At 39.3% G+C, this 14955-nt stretch carries 9 protein-coding genes; 2 read left to right on the top strand and 7 right to left on the bottom strand.

The window, feature by feature from the left end; translation table 11 throughout:
• Positions 1 to 6 precede the first annotated feature (6 nt).
• From BTR42_RS04690 to miaA, 3 genes are all read right to left on the bottom strand, one after another.
• A complete protein-coding gene (locus tag BTR42_RS04690; RefSeq protein WP_061458492.1) occupies positions 7 to 645 on the bottom strand; it encodes a hypothetical protein in 639 nt (212 codons plus the stop codon).
• On the bottom strand, positions 638 to 1876 hold the full coding sequence (hflX, locus tag BTR42_RS04685) for a GTPase HflX (RefSeq protein ID WP_003064155.1): 1239 nt from the start codon (positions 1874 to 1876) through the stop codon (positions 638 to 640). The genes BTR42_RS04690 and hflX overlap by 8 nt, the downstream gene beginning before the upstream one ends.
• A 138-nt stretch (positions 1877 to 2014) precedes the next feature.
• Positions 2015 to 2902, bottom strand: coding sequence for a tRNA (adenosine(37)-N6)-dimethylallyltransferase MiaA (gene miaA / locus BTR42_RS04680; RefSeq protein ID WP_077496619.1), 888 nt, complete (start codon positions 2900 to 2902; stop codon positions 2015 to 2017).
• Positions 2903 to 3089: 187 nt separating this feature from the next.
• Between miaA and BTR42_RS04675 the strand changes: the two genes are divergently transcribed.
• A complete protein-coding gene (locus BTR42_RS04675) occupies positions 3090 to 3266 on the top strand; it encodes a DUF3042 family protein (protein ID WP_003064151.1) in 177 nt (58 codons plus the stop codon).
• A gap of 62 nt (positions 3267 to 3328) precedes the next feature.
• On the opposite strand, the gene BTR42_RS04670 is transcribed toward BTR42_RS04675, so the two are convergent.
• Positions 3329 to 4063, bottom strand: a complete 735-nt coding sequence (locus tag BTR42_RS04670) for a PHP domain-containing protein (protein WP_009853921.1) — start codon at positions 4061 to 4063, stop codon at positions 3329 to 3331.
• 207 nt (positions 4064 to 4270) lie between these two features.
• Between BTR42_RS04670 and BTR42_RS04665 the strand changes: the two genes are divergently transcribed.
• Complete coding sequence (locus tag BTR42_RS04665) at positions 4271 to 5416, top strand: cobalamin-independent methionine synthase II family protein (protein ID WP_077496617.1); 1146 nt, start codon at positions 4271 to 4273, stop codon at positions 5414 to 5416.
• A gap of 104 nt (positions 5417 to 5520) precedes the next feature.
• On the opposite strand, the gene addA is transcribed toward BTR42_RS04665, so the two are convergent.
• From addA to pheT, 3 genes are all read right to left on the bottom strand, one after another.
• Positions 5521 to 9153, bottom strand: coding sequence for a helicase-exonuclease AddAB subunit AddA (addA, locus tag BTR42_RS04660; RefSeq protein WP_077496615.1), 3633 nt, complete (start codon positions 9151 to 9153; stop codon positions 5521 to 5523).
• The gene (rexB, locus tag BTR42_RS04655; protein ID WP_077496613.1) at positions 9143 to 12385 is read right to left on the bottom strand and encodes an ATP-dependent nuclease subunit B; all 3243 of its coding nucleotides are present in this window, start codon (positions 12383 to 12385) and stop codon (positions 9143 to 9145) included. Before rexB ends, addA begins: the two co-directional genes overlap by 11 nt.
• Positions 12386 to 12534: 149 nt before the next feature.
• Positions 12535 to 14940: a phenylalanine--tRNA ligase subunit beta gene (gene pheT, locus BTR42_RS04650; RefSeq protein WP_077496611.1), complete on the bottom strand. Its 2406-nt coding sequence runs from the start codon at positions 14938 to 14940 to the stop codon at positions 12535 to 12537.
• Positions 14941 to 14955: the final 15 nt, after the last annotated feature.

The raw sequence follows: 14955 nt of genomic DNA, 5'->3' as shown, positions 1-14955 counted from the left end.
TTTCCTCTACTGTACTTTTACATAAGCGATGAATTCACGTTGGTCAAAGGTATAATAAACTTGTCCTTTGTAGTGAGCTAGTAATTCTACTAATTCATCACGATTAAAACTTTGTAGCTTAACCACATTTCCTTTTAATTTTGAAACATGGCTGAGCAGACTTTCTTGTGGCGTTAGGTCCTCAAGGACTTCTTCATCAAAATCCATTTTTGACATTTTTATGTGTCCTTCTTCCACGTAAATCTTATATTGTGGGAAAACCTGCGCCAATTCAAACAAAACATCTGCAGCTAGCGCCTCATTCTTTTCAGAAAAAACACGCGCTACTTCTTTGTCATTTTCATAGGTAAAACCATATGATTTTCCTGATAAATTCAAGCGAATAAAGGGCTTGTATTCATCAAAAGATGGGTTAGCGTTTAACAAATGCAATTCTTTAGATAATTCAAAATAATAATCTGTTGCGGCTTCTGGAGATTGTTTTTGATACATTTCCGCAAAATAAGCATTGATAACACTTGGTGGCGGTGTGATAAAACTGAGTTTTTGCTCATCCGTCAACTGCTCCAAGGTATTTTGTAAATAAACTTTATCGAGTGATGTAAAACCACCGTATTTTAAAGCCAAGCTTATATAATCAGTCATAAAATTCTTCTAGTCTCCATTTATTTTTAGGATTGATGTAGCCAGTAATGGTTTCGTATTCTTGGGCAAAGTCATAATGGTCTAGCAAAGCAATTTTATTTAACTCATACAATTTGTAAGCCTGACTTTGGTGAACACGAATGCTAAATGGCTCAAAAATCTCACGAATTTCATTGATAATCAAACGGCGTAAGAGTGTGCGAGCGTCCTTATCACGCGCAGAAATACGCACATTTGGAAAAGCTGTTGCCACCAAATGCTCCGCAACGTCCATTTTGTTATAAACAGCTAAGCGCGGAATATCTAGCATGTCCAGCTCTTTTAACAAATTCAAAACCACTTTTTCATGCTCCGCATGATTTGGGTCGCTGGCATCAATAACGTGCAACAAAAGGTCAACGTTACGACTTTCTTCCAAAGTTGACTTAAACGCAGCAACCAGCTCTGTCGGTAAATTTTGAATAAATCCAACAGTATCCGTCAGCGTCACCTGAAATTGATTTTGTAAATAAATTTGTTTGGTTGTTGCATCCAAGGTTGCAAACAATTCATCGGCTTCATACTGTTTATCATTGGTTAAAACGTTCATAATCGTTGATTTACCAGCATTGGTGTAACCAATTAAACCGATTTTAAACACTTGTGATTCGGTGCGTTTTTCACGACCTGTTTCACGATTTTTTTCGACAACCTTTAGTTGACGTTCAATATCTGAAATTTGATGACGAATTGAGCGGCGATTAAGTTCCAATTGACTTTCACCAGGACCACGGCTACCGATACCACCAGCTTGTCGGCTCAACATAACCCCTTGTCCAACAAGACGTGGCAACATGTATTTGAGCTGAGCGAGATGAACTTGCAATTTCCCCTCATGACTACGTGCCCGCATGGCAAAAATATCCAGAATTAACTGCATACGGTCAATCACTTTGACACCAAGTTCAACTTCCAAGTTGACATTTTGCCGAGGAGTCAGGCGGTCATTGACAATAACGGTGTCAATCTCATCAGCTTCCACAATCGCTTTAATCTCGGCTAATTTGCCCGAACCAATCAAAGACTTACTGTCGTATTTTTCACGCTTTTGACGATAAGAAGAGACAACTTCTGCCCCTGCCGTCTTAGCTAGAGAAGCTAATTCTTCCATTGACATCTCAAAATTTTCCGTCTCTGGCAACTCAACACCTAGTAAAATAACACGCTCCTGACGCTTGCTTGTTTCAATCATCTGCTCACCCCTTTCTCTTTAATCCGTAACTATCATTATAACATAAAAAGTTCCAAAAAGTGGCAGAAACCCTGTTACTCTCTTCTGACATTTCATTATAATTTCTATGACAAATGAAACTCTTTACATAGAGTTACACTACTTTAAAAATTCGTTAACGTCTTGAATAACAGTTTCTTTAAAATCAACTTCTGAAACAGTGTAAAAATTGACAGCCATGCGATTTCTGAACCACGTCAATTGGCGCTTGGCGAAACGGCGCGTGTTCTGCTTGAGTTTTTCGACACAGTCTTCCAAAGAAGCGTCGCCTGTAAAATATGGAAAAAGCTCTTTATAACCAATTGCTCGCGCTGCTTGAGCATTACGGTGATTATCATAAAGCCATTTAGCTTCATCCAAAATGCCTTTTTCAAGCATCAGGTCAACACGGTGATTGATACGGTCATAAAGCACCTGACGGTCATCATTTAACCCAATGAGAAGCGCCTCGTAATTCGTTTCTTTGTTTTCAAGATTTTGCCCAAATTTGGCTAGTTCCAAGGCACGAATGGCACGGCGACGGTTTATCTCTGGAATCTCTTTTCCCAGCTCTGCTATTTTTCCAAATAAAACCTCATCTGACAATTGTTCCAAGGTTTTGCGATAAGCCAAGACTTTTTCTTGGTCAACCTCGCCTCCTAGGTGATACCCTTCAAGCAAGCTCTGCAAATACAAGCCTGTGCCACCAACGATAATGGGCACTTTGCCACGACTGGCAATCTCCGTAATCGCTTGACTGGCTTCCACCACAAAATCGTAAACAGAATAATTGGCATCAACATCACGCACATCGATTAAATGATGCGGAGCTGCCGCCTGTTCTTCAGGAGTTGCCTTAGCCGTTCCAATGTCCAAATGGCGGTAAACTTGTTGGCTATCGCCGCTGATGATTTCACCGTTAAATTGTTGTGCCAACTCAATTCCCAAAGCTGTTTTTCCAACCGCCGTCGGACCAACTACTGCAATTAATTTTATTTTTTCTGACATCTCGTCTTTATATCCGTCCTAAGCCCTATTTTTTAATAAAAATAACGTTTTCACTTGAATTTTAAGTCATTTTTCGTTACCATTATTATAACATAAAGGCGACTGGACAAGAAGCTTGCGTTCCGTTGCTAATAATGGGTATTATTGATTTTGCCCGCTGTTCTTATCAGTAAGGAGGAGAATTATTATGGCTAAAAAATTTGCATTTGCTAAAGGACTTGCTACTGGAGTTGTAGCTACTGCCGCTACTGTTGCTGGCGCTGTTTTTGCGATTAAGAAAAATATTATTGATCCTGAAGAAGAAAAAGCTGCTTTCATTCAAGAAAACCGTAAAAAAGCAGCCCGCAAACGTGTTTCTCACTAATTGCTGAAAAAAGTATAAAAAAAGCTATGAGTTAGATTGCTCATAGCGTTTTTTTGTATTCTTTACAAAATCTCCCATTCTTTGATATCACATTCGTCTAGCAATGCTTGGATTTTGTCAAAAGCTAAGCGGAAATGCTCCAACTTGTGCCCGTCTGAACCAATGGAATACTTATGTCCGCCTAATTCTCTTACCAAGCCTAAGGCATAGCGATAAAGGTCCTCGTGATGATAGAGGTACATTGATTTACTATTTAACTCAAATGCCAAATCAAAATCAATCATTTTTTGGAAAATGCGGCGGAGCTGTTCTTCATAGGCTTGTAATTCTGCCACAGAAACCTCAAAAAGTCGAAAACCATAATCAAAATGAGCTAAAACGTCTGCCTCTACACGACCAATAGCATGTTCCAATTTGTCGAGATATTCTTGAATAATGGCATTTTTATCCATGTCAGCCACTTCATCATCTAGATAATCATTAATACCATTGTGGTGAACTGACAATAGTTTCAAATCATAATCTTTATTTGCCAAGAAAGCTGTAATATCTGCCTCGCGTGGCTCATAATAACCAATTTCAATGCCACGCTTGATGCGATTACCATATTTGGCATTCAGCTCAGCTATTTCCTTAGAATAAGCGTCATAATCAGGAATGTCATCCTGTTTCGTATAAGGATTTGATAAATCGTAGTGCTCTGTTGTCACAATATCGCCGTCATAATGCTCTAAGTAATCCTCGAATCGAGCATCCGAATCATAAGAAAAATGTGTGTGTAAGTGATTGTCACGCATTGGTTTTACCTCGCTGTATTTATGTTAGATGTTCTTTAATCCCCACCAAAAATTTTTGTCAGTTTTTCCTATTTTACCAAATTTTCAGACAAATACATACTTTTTTCGTTATAGTTTGTAACTATATATAACCCCATAAAAATAACTATTTTTCAAAATGGCAAAGCTTTTATACAATGAACACAGAAAGATAAAGAGGTATTTGAAATGGCTAATTCAAAATTTCAACTCGTTGGTTCGCTTTTGCGACCAGCAGACTTACGTGAATATAAAACAGCGATTGAACATCGTGATGATATTGTTTACCCTTTCTATGATGCTTTTGACGGCTATCAAGAAACCGAAACAGCTGACATTAAAAAAATAATTGCTGAAGAAAAGGCAAACGGTATTGATATTGTCACTGACGGTGAATATTCAAAATCAATGTGGCACCTTGATTTTGTCTGGGGACTAAAAGGTATCGAACGCTATATTGCTGACCATGGTTACACTTTCCAAGACCATGACGGTGGTCAATTTGAAACACGCAAAGACATTGGCATTCGTATCACTGAACCACTTTCTGGTAAAAATCATCATTTTCTTGATATTTTTAAACTCGTTAAACAAGAAGCTGGCGATACAGCTACCAAATTAACCATTTGGGGACCTGCGCATGCTTACACTGAATTGGCGATTTTTGACGGATTGGCTGGGGAAAATCAAGTTTACAAGACAAATGAAGAACTAAAAGCTGGTCTTATCAACGCTTACAAGGAATTTTTAACAGAATACAAAGAAGCTGGTGGAGAAATCATCCAATTTGACGATTGTCTCTGGGAACTTTTTGACGAATCTAATCCCGCTAGTTTTTTTGCGGAAGGAAATGGTGGTTTAGCAGACTTGGCAGATGAATTCATCGCTATTAACAACGAAGTTGCTGACTATGGACATGAACTTGGGCTAAAAGTTTGGACACATAACTGCCGTGGAAATTACGAAAGTCGTTCTGCTGCTGGTGGCACTTATGAAGCTATCGCCACAAAATTCTTGAAAGACCAACACTACGACCGCTTCTTCCTTGAATGGGACAGCGAAGTCTCTGGTGACCTGAAAGCTCTTGAAAGTTTGAAAGATAAAGATGCTGAAGTAGTTCTTGGGCTACTTTCAAGTAAAACAACTGACCTTGATGATGAAGAACGCGCTCTAAAACTTTTAGAAGAAGCAAGCAACATCATCCCTAAAGAACGTCTTTTCCTTTCTCACCAATGTGGTTTTGCCTCATGTGACTCTGGAAATGAACTCGCTATTCCACAACAATGGGCTAAAATCAAACAAGGGCAAGAAATTGCTGCTAAATTCTGGAAATAATATTCTCTGAATTCAAAAATAATTTTGTTTACAACTAATAACCCTCTGAGACAAGGACATCTCAGAGGGTTATTTTTATTCAAGTGATAAAACAATATGATGTTTTATAGTTTAACAACTTCTAGCTGTTCGCCACCAAGCAAAACGAGGTATTTATCAACGTCTTTTCTATCATAAGACTTGCTGAGAGCTTCTGCATATAAAGCCATTTGTCCTTGATAGCGTTCCTTGATTTCCTCGCTATTTTTGTATTTATCAGTCTTGTAATCAAAGAGTACGATGCGGTCATCTAAGACAAGGTAACCATCGACAATCCCACGGACAACGAATTTTTCCTTACTGTCAGGGTCCTCTTTTAACATGGCAAAAGGTGCTTCGCGATAAACCTTGTCCGTATGTTGCTGAATCAACTGACCGAGCTCTGAATTTTCAAAAAAGGCTAGGACATTTTCTAAACGAATACGTGCTTTCACCTCATCTTCTGCCGAAACTTGGGCTAAAGCCGCGGTAATATCGGCTATCGTCACCTGTTTTGATAGAGGAATACGTTGCATGAGTTCATGCATTGCCGAACCAATGGCTGTCGCTTCAATTTTGGCTTTCTTCGAAAAATCTGGCAATTCAAATGTTGGTTGTGCTTGATAGGCTTTTGTCATCACGTCAACACCGTCAGTATCCATGACTGGCTCATAGAGTTTTTTGACCTGACTTGGCGTTCTCAAACTTGGCAAATTGATGGCTGCATGGTACTTCGCATTTAACTTTTCGACAGCTTCCAATCTATCCAAAGCTTCCGTGATATTTTCAGACTGGCGGTTATCTGTCAAATCATCTGGCGTTATCACAGAAGTGACTTCAATTTTACCAATCTTATCATCTGTCAAATCTTCATCCGTGACAAAATCAACGGCAAAAGGCAAGTTCTCCTTGCTATAAGCCTCATAAATGGCTAACACCCAATCTTGAAAGGTCATGAAATTCTCACGTTCTGCCACTGGCAAATGATTGTTTTCTGATTTACCGCTATATTTATCCACTAACTTTTCGGAGCTTGCTTTTCCGACCAAATACAATTTCTTTTCTGCGCGGGTCATGGCAACGTAAAACAATCGCATTTGTTCTGAAAGCGTAGCTAAGCGCAATTCACGCTTATTGAGCTGGTAAGGCAAGGTATCCATGCTAACCCTGACTGTTGGGAAAACGTCCGTTTCCAACTCTTCTTTCATATCAGCTAGGTACTTGATACCTGCACCATTTTGACGTGATAAAATCAAGGGTGACATCAAATCCTGAATACTAAATTTCTTGTCAATATTCAAAATGAAAACATACTCGAACTCGAGACCTTTACTTTTATGAATAGTCATCAAGTTCACCGCATTTTTAGGCAGAGCCACCTCAACGTCCGCAAGGTCATTCTCACTTTCTAACACCTTATCAATCATGCGAATAAATCGTGAGAGTCCTTTAAAACCAGTTCGTTCAAAATTATTGGCACGAAGAGCTAAAGCATATAAATTCGCTTGACGTTGCTCAGCACGTGGTAAATTGCCCACGTAATCATAGTAAAATCTGTCGTTGTAAATTTTCCAAATCAAGTCATAAAGCGCATGCCATTTGGCAAATTCACGCCAAGCAGCAAAACAAGCCATAAAATCAGCCAATTTATCATGTAAAGCAATTGTTATCAATTCATTATGACTTCCTTTGCCAGCTAAAGCATGCTCTAATTTTTGATACAAATTAGCTCTATGGTCATCTTCTGTTGTTTGTAGCGCAAGGCGTGCCAGCTCATCTTCATTGAATGAAAACATCGGTGAACGCATGAGTGCCACTAAGGCATAGTCATTGAGCGGATTATCAAGGGCGCGAAGCGTGTCAAGCATAACCATGACTTCGACTGATTTAAGGTAATTTTGCTCACCACCGTCAGTCACCAAAGGAATACCATAGTGTTCAAAGGTTTGTAAAATACCGTCATTACGCGTGCGTGATGAGACCAACAAGGTAATATCCTCGAAAGCAACGTGTTCCTCATTGTGCAAATGAATGATTTCTTTAGCCACTAACTTGACTTCGTTAGGGTTGATTTGTCCTTCTTCGGCATCACTTGGCAAGTCACTATTGTTATCAATGTCGTAGATAAGCACTTGCGTTTTATTTTCTGGGTGACTTTCCTTTTGAGCAGGGCTTCCAGCGACCAATTGATGTGTGTCATCGTACAAAATCTCACCAACAGCCTCGTCCATTAAATGCGTAAAAATACTGTTTGTCGCATCTAAAACTTCTGACTGACTACGGAAATTCTCTTTTAACAAAATTAATTTCCCACGCTCAGGATGTTCTTGAAAATCTTTAAATTTTTGGTTAAAAATCTGTGGGTCGGCTTGACGGAAGCGATAAATGGATTGCTTGATATCCCCCACCATAAATCGATTATGACCATTCGACAACAACTCCAACATGCGTTCTTGCGTGTGGTTATTATCTTGGTACTCATCGACCATGACTTCGTGATACTTATTCTGATAAAGCTCACGAATATCAGCGTTTTCTTCCAAAATCTGAATGGCAAAATGGGCAATATCCGAAAATTCAAAAGCATTTTCTTGGATTTTCGCTTGCAAATATTGCTCTGAAAAATCTTGCATAAATGCCTGCAATAGCTCTAGCAACAGAAGGCTTTCTGGCTGGTATTTAAAAATGGTTTCCAAATGTTTCAAACCAGTCAAACGCCCCTGTAAGGGTTTAAAGACGGGATATTTCGTTCCTGCAACTGTCACAGCAGGACCAGCTGGAAGCAATTTCGCCACATCTATCGCCAAACGTCCAAGACCGTCACGACCATAAAGAGTTTCAAAATGCTGTGCCCATTCACGCAATTGCTCAATGATATTCAAATGCTTTTTATAATTGGCTGTGGGTGTTCCTTTGGCTGTTTTTTGCTTGTAGTCTTCTAAATCAGTCACATCTTGCAACTGGTCAGCCGTATCATGCAAGCAAGTCAGAAAATCCGTGACTTCTTGGTCAGGAATTGCTGAAAAATCGGTATAAGTTTGAGCACCTTTTAAAAATACTTCTGCCAACCACTTCTGTGGATTATCAGTTGCTTGACTAAAGTCATAAATTTTATAGACAATGCCCCTAAAAGCGGTGCTATCCTTACGATTGCCAGAAAAATTCCGCACTAATTGACGAAAAAGCTCAGCATCATTTCCTGTCATATAATCAGAAAAAAGGTCGAAAAAGACTTCATTTTTCAAAATATCTTGCTCACTCTTATCCGTCATAATACGAAAAGTTGGTGAAATTCCCAGCGTGTAGCCGTATTGATTGACCAATTTCTGCGTAAAAGCATCCATGGTTCCAATATCAGCTGTCTGTAAGCCCAGCAACTGCTCATTGAGATAATTTTTCAAATCATTGTCAGTCGTTTCTTGCAGAGCTTGGCTAATTTTCTTCTCAATACGCTCTTTTAATTCCCCAGCAGCCTTGACCGTGAAGGTTGAAATGAATAGCTGGTCAATCGTCACACCACGCAAAATTTTATCAATAATGCGTTCAACCATGACAAAGGTTTTCCCAGAACCAGCCGATGCAGACACCAAAATATTATTACCATAACTATAAATAGCTTCGATTTGTTCTGGCGTACGTTTTTGTTTTTTGGATGACTGCGCTTCTTGGATTTGTAGAGAAGAAATGTCTTCTGACGTTAGAAATGGTTTAAAGATCATCTGTTTCCTCCTCTTCTTGCATTAGGCTCAAAAAGCCTTGACGTCTATCTTTTCTTGGTAATTTATACCATTTGCGAGCATAAGGCATATGGCGGTCAGCCTCAAATCGTGTGATTGCCTTCAATTGGTCTCCTTGAACTGACTTGCCATCCTCACTATAAGGATTAATCAAGAAATGCCCCTTCTTAATCTGCTCTGCTGCTTTCAGATATAAGTTTTGATTATAAGCTAGCAAAATATCAAGTTCTTCTTGACTGTAAAGCGAATCATTCAGATGATAGCGACCATTGGCTAAATACGCTTTTTCATCTTCCAAGAATAGACCACGATAAGTCAACTCTTTAGCCAAATTTTCTAAAATTTTCTCTGTCGTAGCCACCGATGACAAATCAACTTTTGGCTCTTGCATATGCAAATACATAGCACCAAAAATATGCTCCGACTCGCTCAAGCCTTTTTTATCACGCAAAGCTTGCACATAAGTCACCAATTGCGGACTTAAACCATTGTAGAACTTCTGAATATCAAAAGTATTGCGACTTGATTTATAATCCACAATGCCAAGACTGCCGTCTGATAAGCGGTCAACACGGTCAATAATTCCTCTGATACGAACACTATTTGCAATCATTAATTCAAACGTTTCTTCTTCACTTTCAACTTGAATCTGAGCATCATCACGTAAAATCGTTGCTGTACTTCTAGCAATATCTTCCAAGACAGTCAAAGAATAACGACTTTCTTCATCTTCTTCGTAAACAAATTTGAAATCGTCTTCCAAATTCGTTGTTTGAATAGCTTTATCAAGTTTGCTATCAAAAGAATGGTTTGAATCATCTTTCATGACCAATTCAAAAACACGGTGCAGGTAGGTACCATGATTTCTGGCATCTGGGTGAATCGTCTCAACCTCTTGCAAGCCAAGAACATATTGCAAGAAATATTTATACTGATTATTGTAGAAGGTAGTGACTGCAGATGATGATAACGAAATCGGCTCATCACTTGGAAAACGTGCCTCAATCACGTCGGCAGAGACCGTCTTAGTTTGCATATTATCCTTAATCAGTGGCAATTCAATACCTTCTGCTGCCAATTTTTTTCGAAGATAACGAACAGCAACTGACCAGAAAGTTTGCTCTTCCTTGCTAAGTTCACGCTCTTCTTCAATCGCCAAACGATTGACTTCAATCACGCGCGACAATAAAGCCTTATAATTGCCAATGTCCTCAGCACCCGTTGACAAACGATTACGACCTTTAGCAAGAACTGGCACACCAAAGCTAGCTAATTCGGTTAAGTAAGAAGATTCCGTATCTTCGGCTTCGTTGGCAATTTGTGGCAGACTAAGCACCAATTCTTCTGTCGCCGAGTTAAATAATGATAGGGCAGCAAAATGATTTTTCTTGATATTTTCGCGACTAACAATATCAAAACGTTGATTATCATCAGTTGATTCGTTGATTTGGGCACGTTCTTCATCTGAAATCAGACTACTATTTTGCGCAATTTTTGGAAAATGTGCCTGCGTCATGCCCAAAGCAAAGACAAATTTATTGGTGTGCGGTTCCACCAAATCATAAGATTTGACCGAAACAACATCAACCGTTGCAGGCACCACACGGTACTGCGCAGCTAACATTCCGCTGCGAATCAAGGACAAACAGTCATCCAACGATAACTTTTCTTGCCCAAAAATCGTTTGAAATTGCGTTAAAATCCCTGTAAATGTCCGCCAAACTTGCTCATGCTTTTCTTGTTCATTTTCTGAAAAAGTCGCTACCATGCCTTCTAGATTATCAGGCAAATGAATGGCGTGTAAAAATGTCATTAATTTCTCAAGCAAACTAGAGCCACGTTGCTTTTGCGCCTTAAATAAAGCAAGTAAAGGCGTCATGATTTGCTCGCGCATGCGATTAACAAAGGCTAAATGTTTTTTTCCTTTATAAACAATCGTGAATTCCTTAGCAAATTTGCTTTGTCCCTTAATATCAGCATAAATCAAATATTGCTCAAAAAGGTCTAAATCTTCTTGCTTGAAATTTCCATAAAGCCCTGTTTTTAACAGATTAACGACATCTTCGGTACGAAAACGATAACGCTTCACACGCTCCAACGAATCAATAAAATGCACCAAAGGGTGGTCACTCATTGACTCCGCTTTTCCGAAATAATAAGGAATGTCATATTTGTCAAAAATCTTGCCAATTTGCAAACGATAGCTGTCCACATCACCTAAGAGCACTAAAATATCCTTGTAACGATACCCTTGATAAAGCTTATGACGAATAGCTTTCGCCACATGCTCGACCTCTTCTTTCTGATTAATGACATCCCAAATAGCGTAATGTTTTTTATCATCAGCCGTCAGCGTCACATCTGAACTCGTAAAGTCGTGCTTTGCTTCGAATAATTTTGATAATTTTGAAAAAGCCTCGTGAGATTTCTGAGAACTTTCAACACACTGCGGTTGCGCATGGAATTTAGCCGCTAAACCACGCAAGAAATCTAAACTCGCTTGGTAAACATTTCCCGTCGAAAATGCCGCTCTATACGCCTTTTGACTACTGTAAGTTCCGATAATCACTTGCGCACATTTTTCTTCAAGCAAGCTTACTAGATACTCTTCTTCTGCTGAAAAGCGTGTAAAACCGTCAATGACAAGGCTCACATTTTCAAGCGTAGCATCCAAATGTCCTGCCTCAACCTGCTTTGCAAAATAAGCAATCTTGCTCTGATTATCATACTGATTGGCAAGCAAAATATCATTAACCGCTAAAAAGATTTTCACCAAATCTTCCTGCTTCTCCGCTGAATGCAATTCTGTCAAATCAAGCACAGTCATGTTAGCCGTTTTTAATTCTTTGTACAAATCAACCAACTGCTTGACAAAATTCGTATCCTGCTTCAAACGCCCAAAAACTTTCAAATCCGTATCTGAAAAATGTGACAAAGCACGGTAAAAAATCATAGCCAAGCCATTGTCATCAATGCTTTCCTTGACCTGCGCTTCATTTAACACAAAATAACGAGCCATTTGAGCAAAACGTGTTACCGTAATCGCAAAAGAAGCTTCGTCTGGTAACAACTCCAAAACTGCTCTTTCTTTTTCAAAAGATAAAGAGTTGGGAGCAATGTAAAAAACACGCTTGCCAGCATCTGCCTGCGCTACTGCCTCTCCAACTAAAATCTCAGTCATATCATACTGAATATCTGTGTATAGTAATTTCATAACATACCTTCATTAAGCAAATCGTTACTCCTATTATACCAGATTTCAAAGTGTTTATAAGCTCTCAACAATCATCAAAAATCCCACCACTACTTTCGTAATGGTGGGAATCATCTATATTACCCAAAATAGCCTAATGAGTTTGGAAATTAACGAACTTCTGCGCCGAGTTGGTCAACAAGGACTTTAGTGATTTTATCCATGTATTTAGCAACTTCTTCGTCAGTTAAGTTGTCATTTGGATTTTGGAATGTGAGGCTGTAAGCCATTGATTTCATGCCTTCAGCGATATTTGCTCCAGCATAAACGTCAAAGAGTTTGATGTCAGTCAAACGTTTCACTTTAGCTGATTCAATCGCTGCTAGGATTTTTTTATGGGTTGTTGCTGCTGGTAATAGCAAAGCAATGTCACGAGAAACAGCAGGGAATTTAGTGATTTCAACAAACGCTTTGTCAGCGTGAAGCGCTGCTTCAATGATATCCAAATTCAATTCAGCCACGTAAGTTTCTGGAACGTTATAGTTTTTAGCAGTTTGTGGGTGAACTTGTCCAACAAAACCAACTAATTGACCGTCCAAGTAAATGCTTGCTGTACGACCTGGGTGCATGCTAGCAAGACCTTTTTCAGCTACATAATCAACTGTCAAATCAAGTTTGGCAAAGATAGCTTCAACGATACCTTTCGCATAGAAGAAATCAACTGGCGTTGCTTTTGTTTGGAAATCTTTTTCAGCAACCAATCCAGAAATCGCAAAGGCAAATGTGCTGACTTCGTTTGGCAATTCTTCTTTTGGATTACCTTTTTGTTCAAAGACTTTACCGATTTCGTAGATTGCCAAGTTGCTATTTTTACGAGCAACGTTGTAAGCCACAGTATCAAGCATACCAGAAACAACATTTTGGCGAAGAACTGAGCGTTCTACTGACATTGGCCACATCAATTCTGTCAAGTTGCTTGGTTGCAATGTAAATTCAGTTGCTTTTTCAGGTGTTGTCAAAGCGTATGAGACGATTTCAGTCAAACCAGCACCCTCAGCAATTGAACGCATTTTACGACGTAATTTTTGTGTCGCTGTCAATTCACCTGCTGTACCTGCAGCTTCTGGAAGTGTAGTTGGGAGGTTATCATAACCATAAATACGTGCGATTTCTTCAACCAAATCAGCTTGGATAGCAATATCCCAACGACGACGTGGCACAGAAACTGTAAATTTATCTGCATTTCCTGACAAACCAAAGCCAAGTTTGGCAAAGACATCTTCAATGTCAGCGTAAGTCAATTCTGTTCCCAAACGAACGTTAACATAATCAAGTGTTGTTGATACTTCAACATCTTCAGTTGGAACTGAACCAGCTTCAACACGACCAGCAAGAACATCACCGTCAGCTAATTCTGTAAGCATTGCAGCTGCAAAATCAAGAGCTTCGGCAACAGTTGCATAGTTGATACCTTTTTCAAAACGTGATGAACTTTCAGAACGGAGGTTCAAACGACCGCTTGTTTTACGAATTGATGTTCCGTCAAAGACTGCTGCTTCAAGCACAACGTTTTTAGAATTGTCATCAATTTCAGTAGCCTGACCACCCATAACACCTGCAAGTGCAACTGGTTTATCAGCAACTGTAATAACAAGGTCTTCAGCAATCAATTCACGTTCTTCGCCGTCAAGAGTAACCAATTTCTCACCAGCACGCGCATTGCGGGCAACGATTTTGTTATCTTCAAATTTGTTCAAATCAAAGGCATGCATTGGTTGACCAAAGTACAACAAGACATAGTTTGTCACATCAACAACGTTATTGATTGGACGGATACCAGCGTTCATCAAAAGGTTTTGCAACCATTGTGGACTTGGTTTAACAGTCACATTTTCAACCACGCGCGCTTTGTAAGTCAAGACTTTATCAGATTCAATAGCAACGTTGATAACATCTTTTGCTGCTTTAGAAACTTCTTTAAGTTCTTTTTCTGGGAAATGAACTTCTTTACCATAAATGGCAGCCACTTCGTGAGCAACACCACGCATAGAAAGAGCATCTGCACGGTTTGGCGTGATTGACAATTCAACGATTTCATCGTCTAAATCAAGATATGGGAAAATGCTATCACCTGGTTTAGCATCTTCTGGCAAAATTTGAATACCGTCTGAGAATTCTTTTGGAATGATAGAATCTGGCAAACCAAGTTCTTGGAGTGAGCAAATCATCCCAAGTGATTCCATGCCACGGATTTTACCTTTTTTGATTTTGTAGTTATCAGCAATACGTGCACCTGGAACAGCCACGATGACGTTGATACCAGCAGTCACATTTGGAGCACCGCAGACAATTTGACGCAACTCTTCATCACCAGTATCCACTTGGCAAAGGTGCAAATGTGTTTCTGGAACATCTTCACAAGATACAACGTGACCAACAACTAGTTTTGTCAAGCCTTCAGATGGTGTTGAAACACCTTCGACTTCAATCCCTGTTGTTGACATTTTTTCAGAAAGCTCATGTGTTGTTACATCAACATCAACAAGCTCTTTTAACCATTTATAACTTACTAACATAATAATGTGTTAAAA

This window comes from Streptococcus gallolyticus subsp. gallolyticus DSM 16831 (assembly GCF_002000985.1).
Taxonomy (GTDB): Bacteria; Bacillota; Bacilli; order Lactobacillales; family Streptococcaceae; genus Streptococcus; species Streptococcus gallolyticus.
Note: the sequence above shows the minus strand (reverse complement) of the source record. Positions and strands in the feature narration are given on the sequence as shown.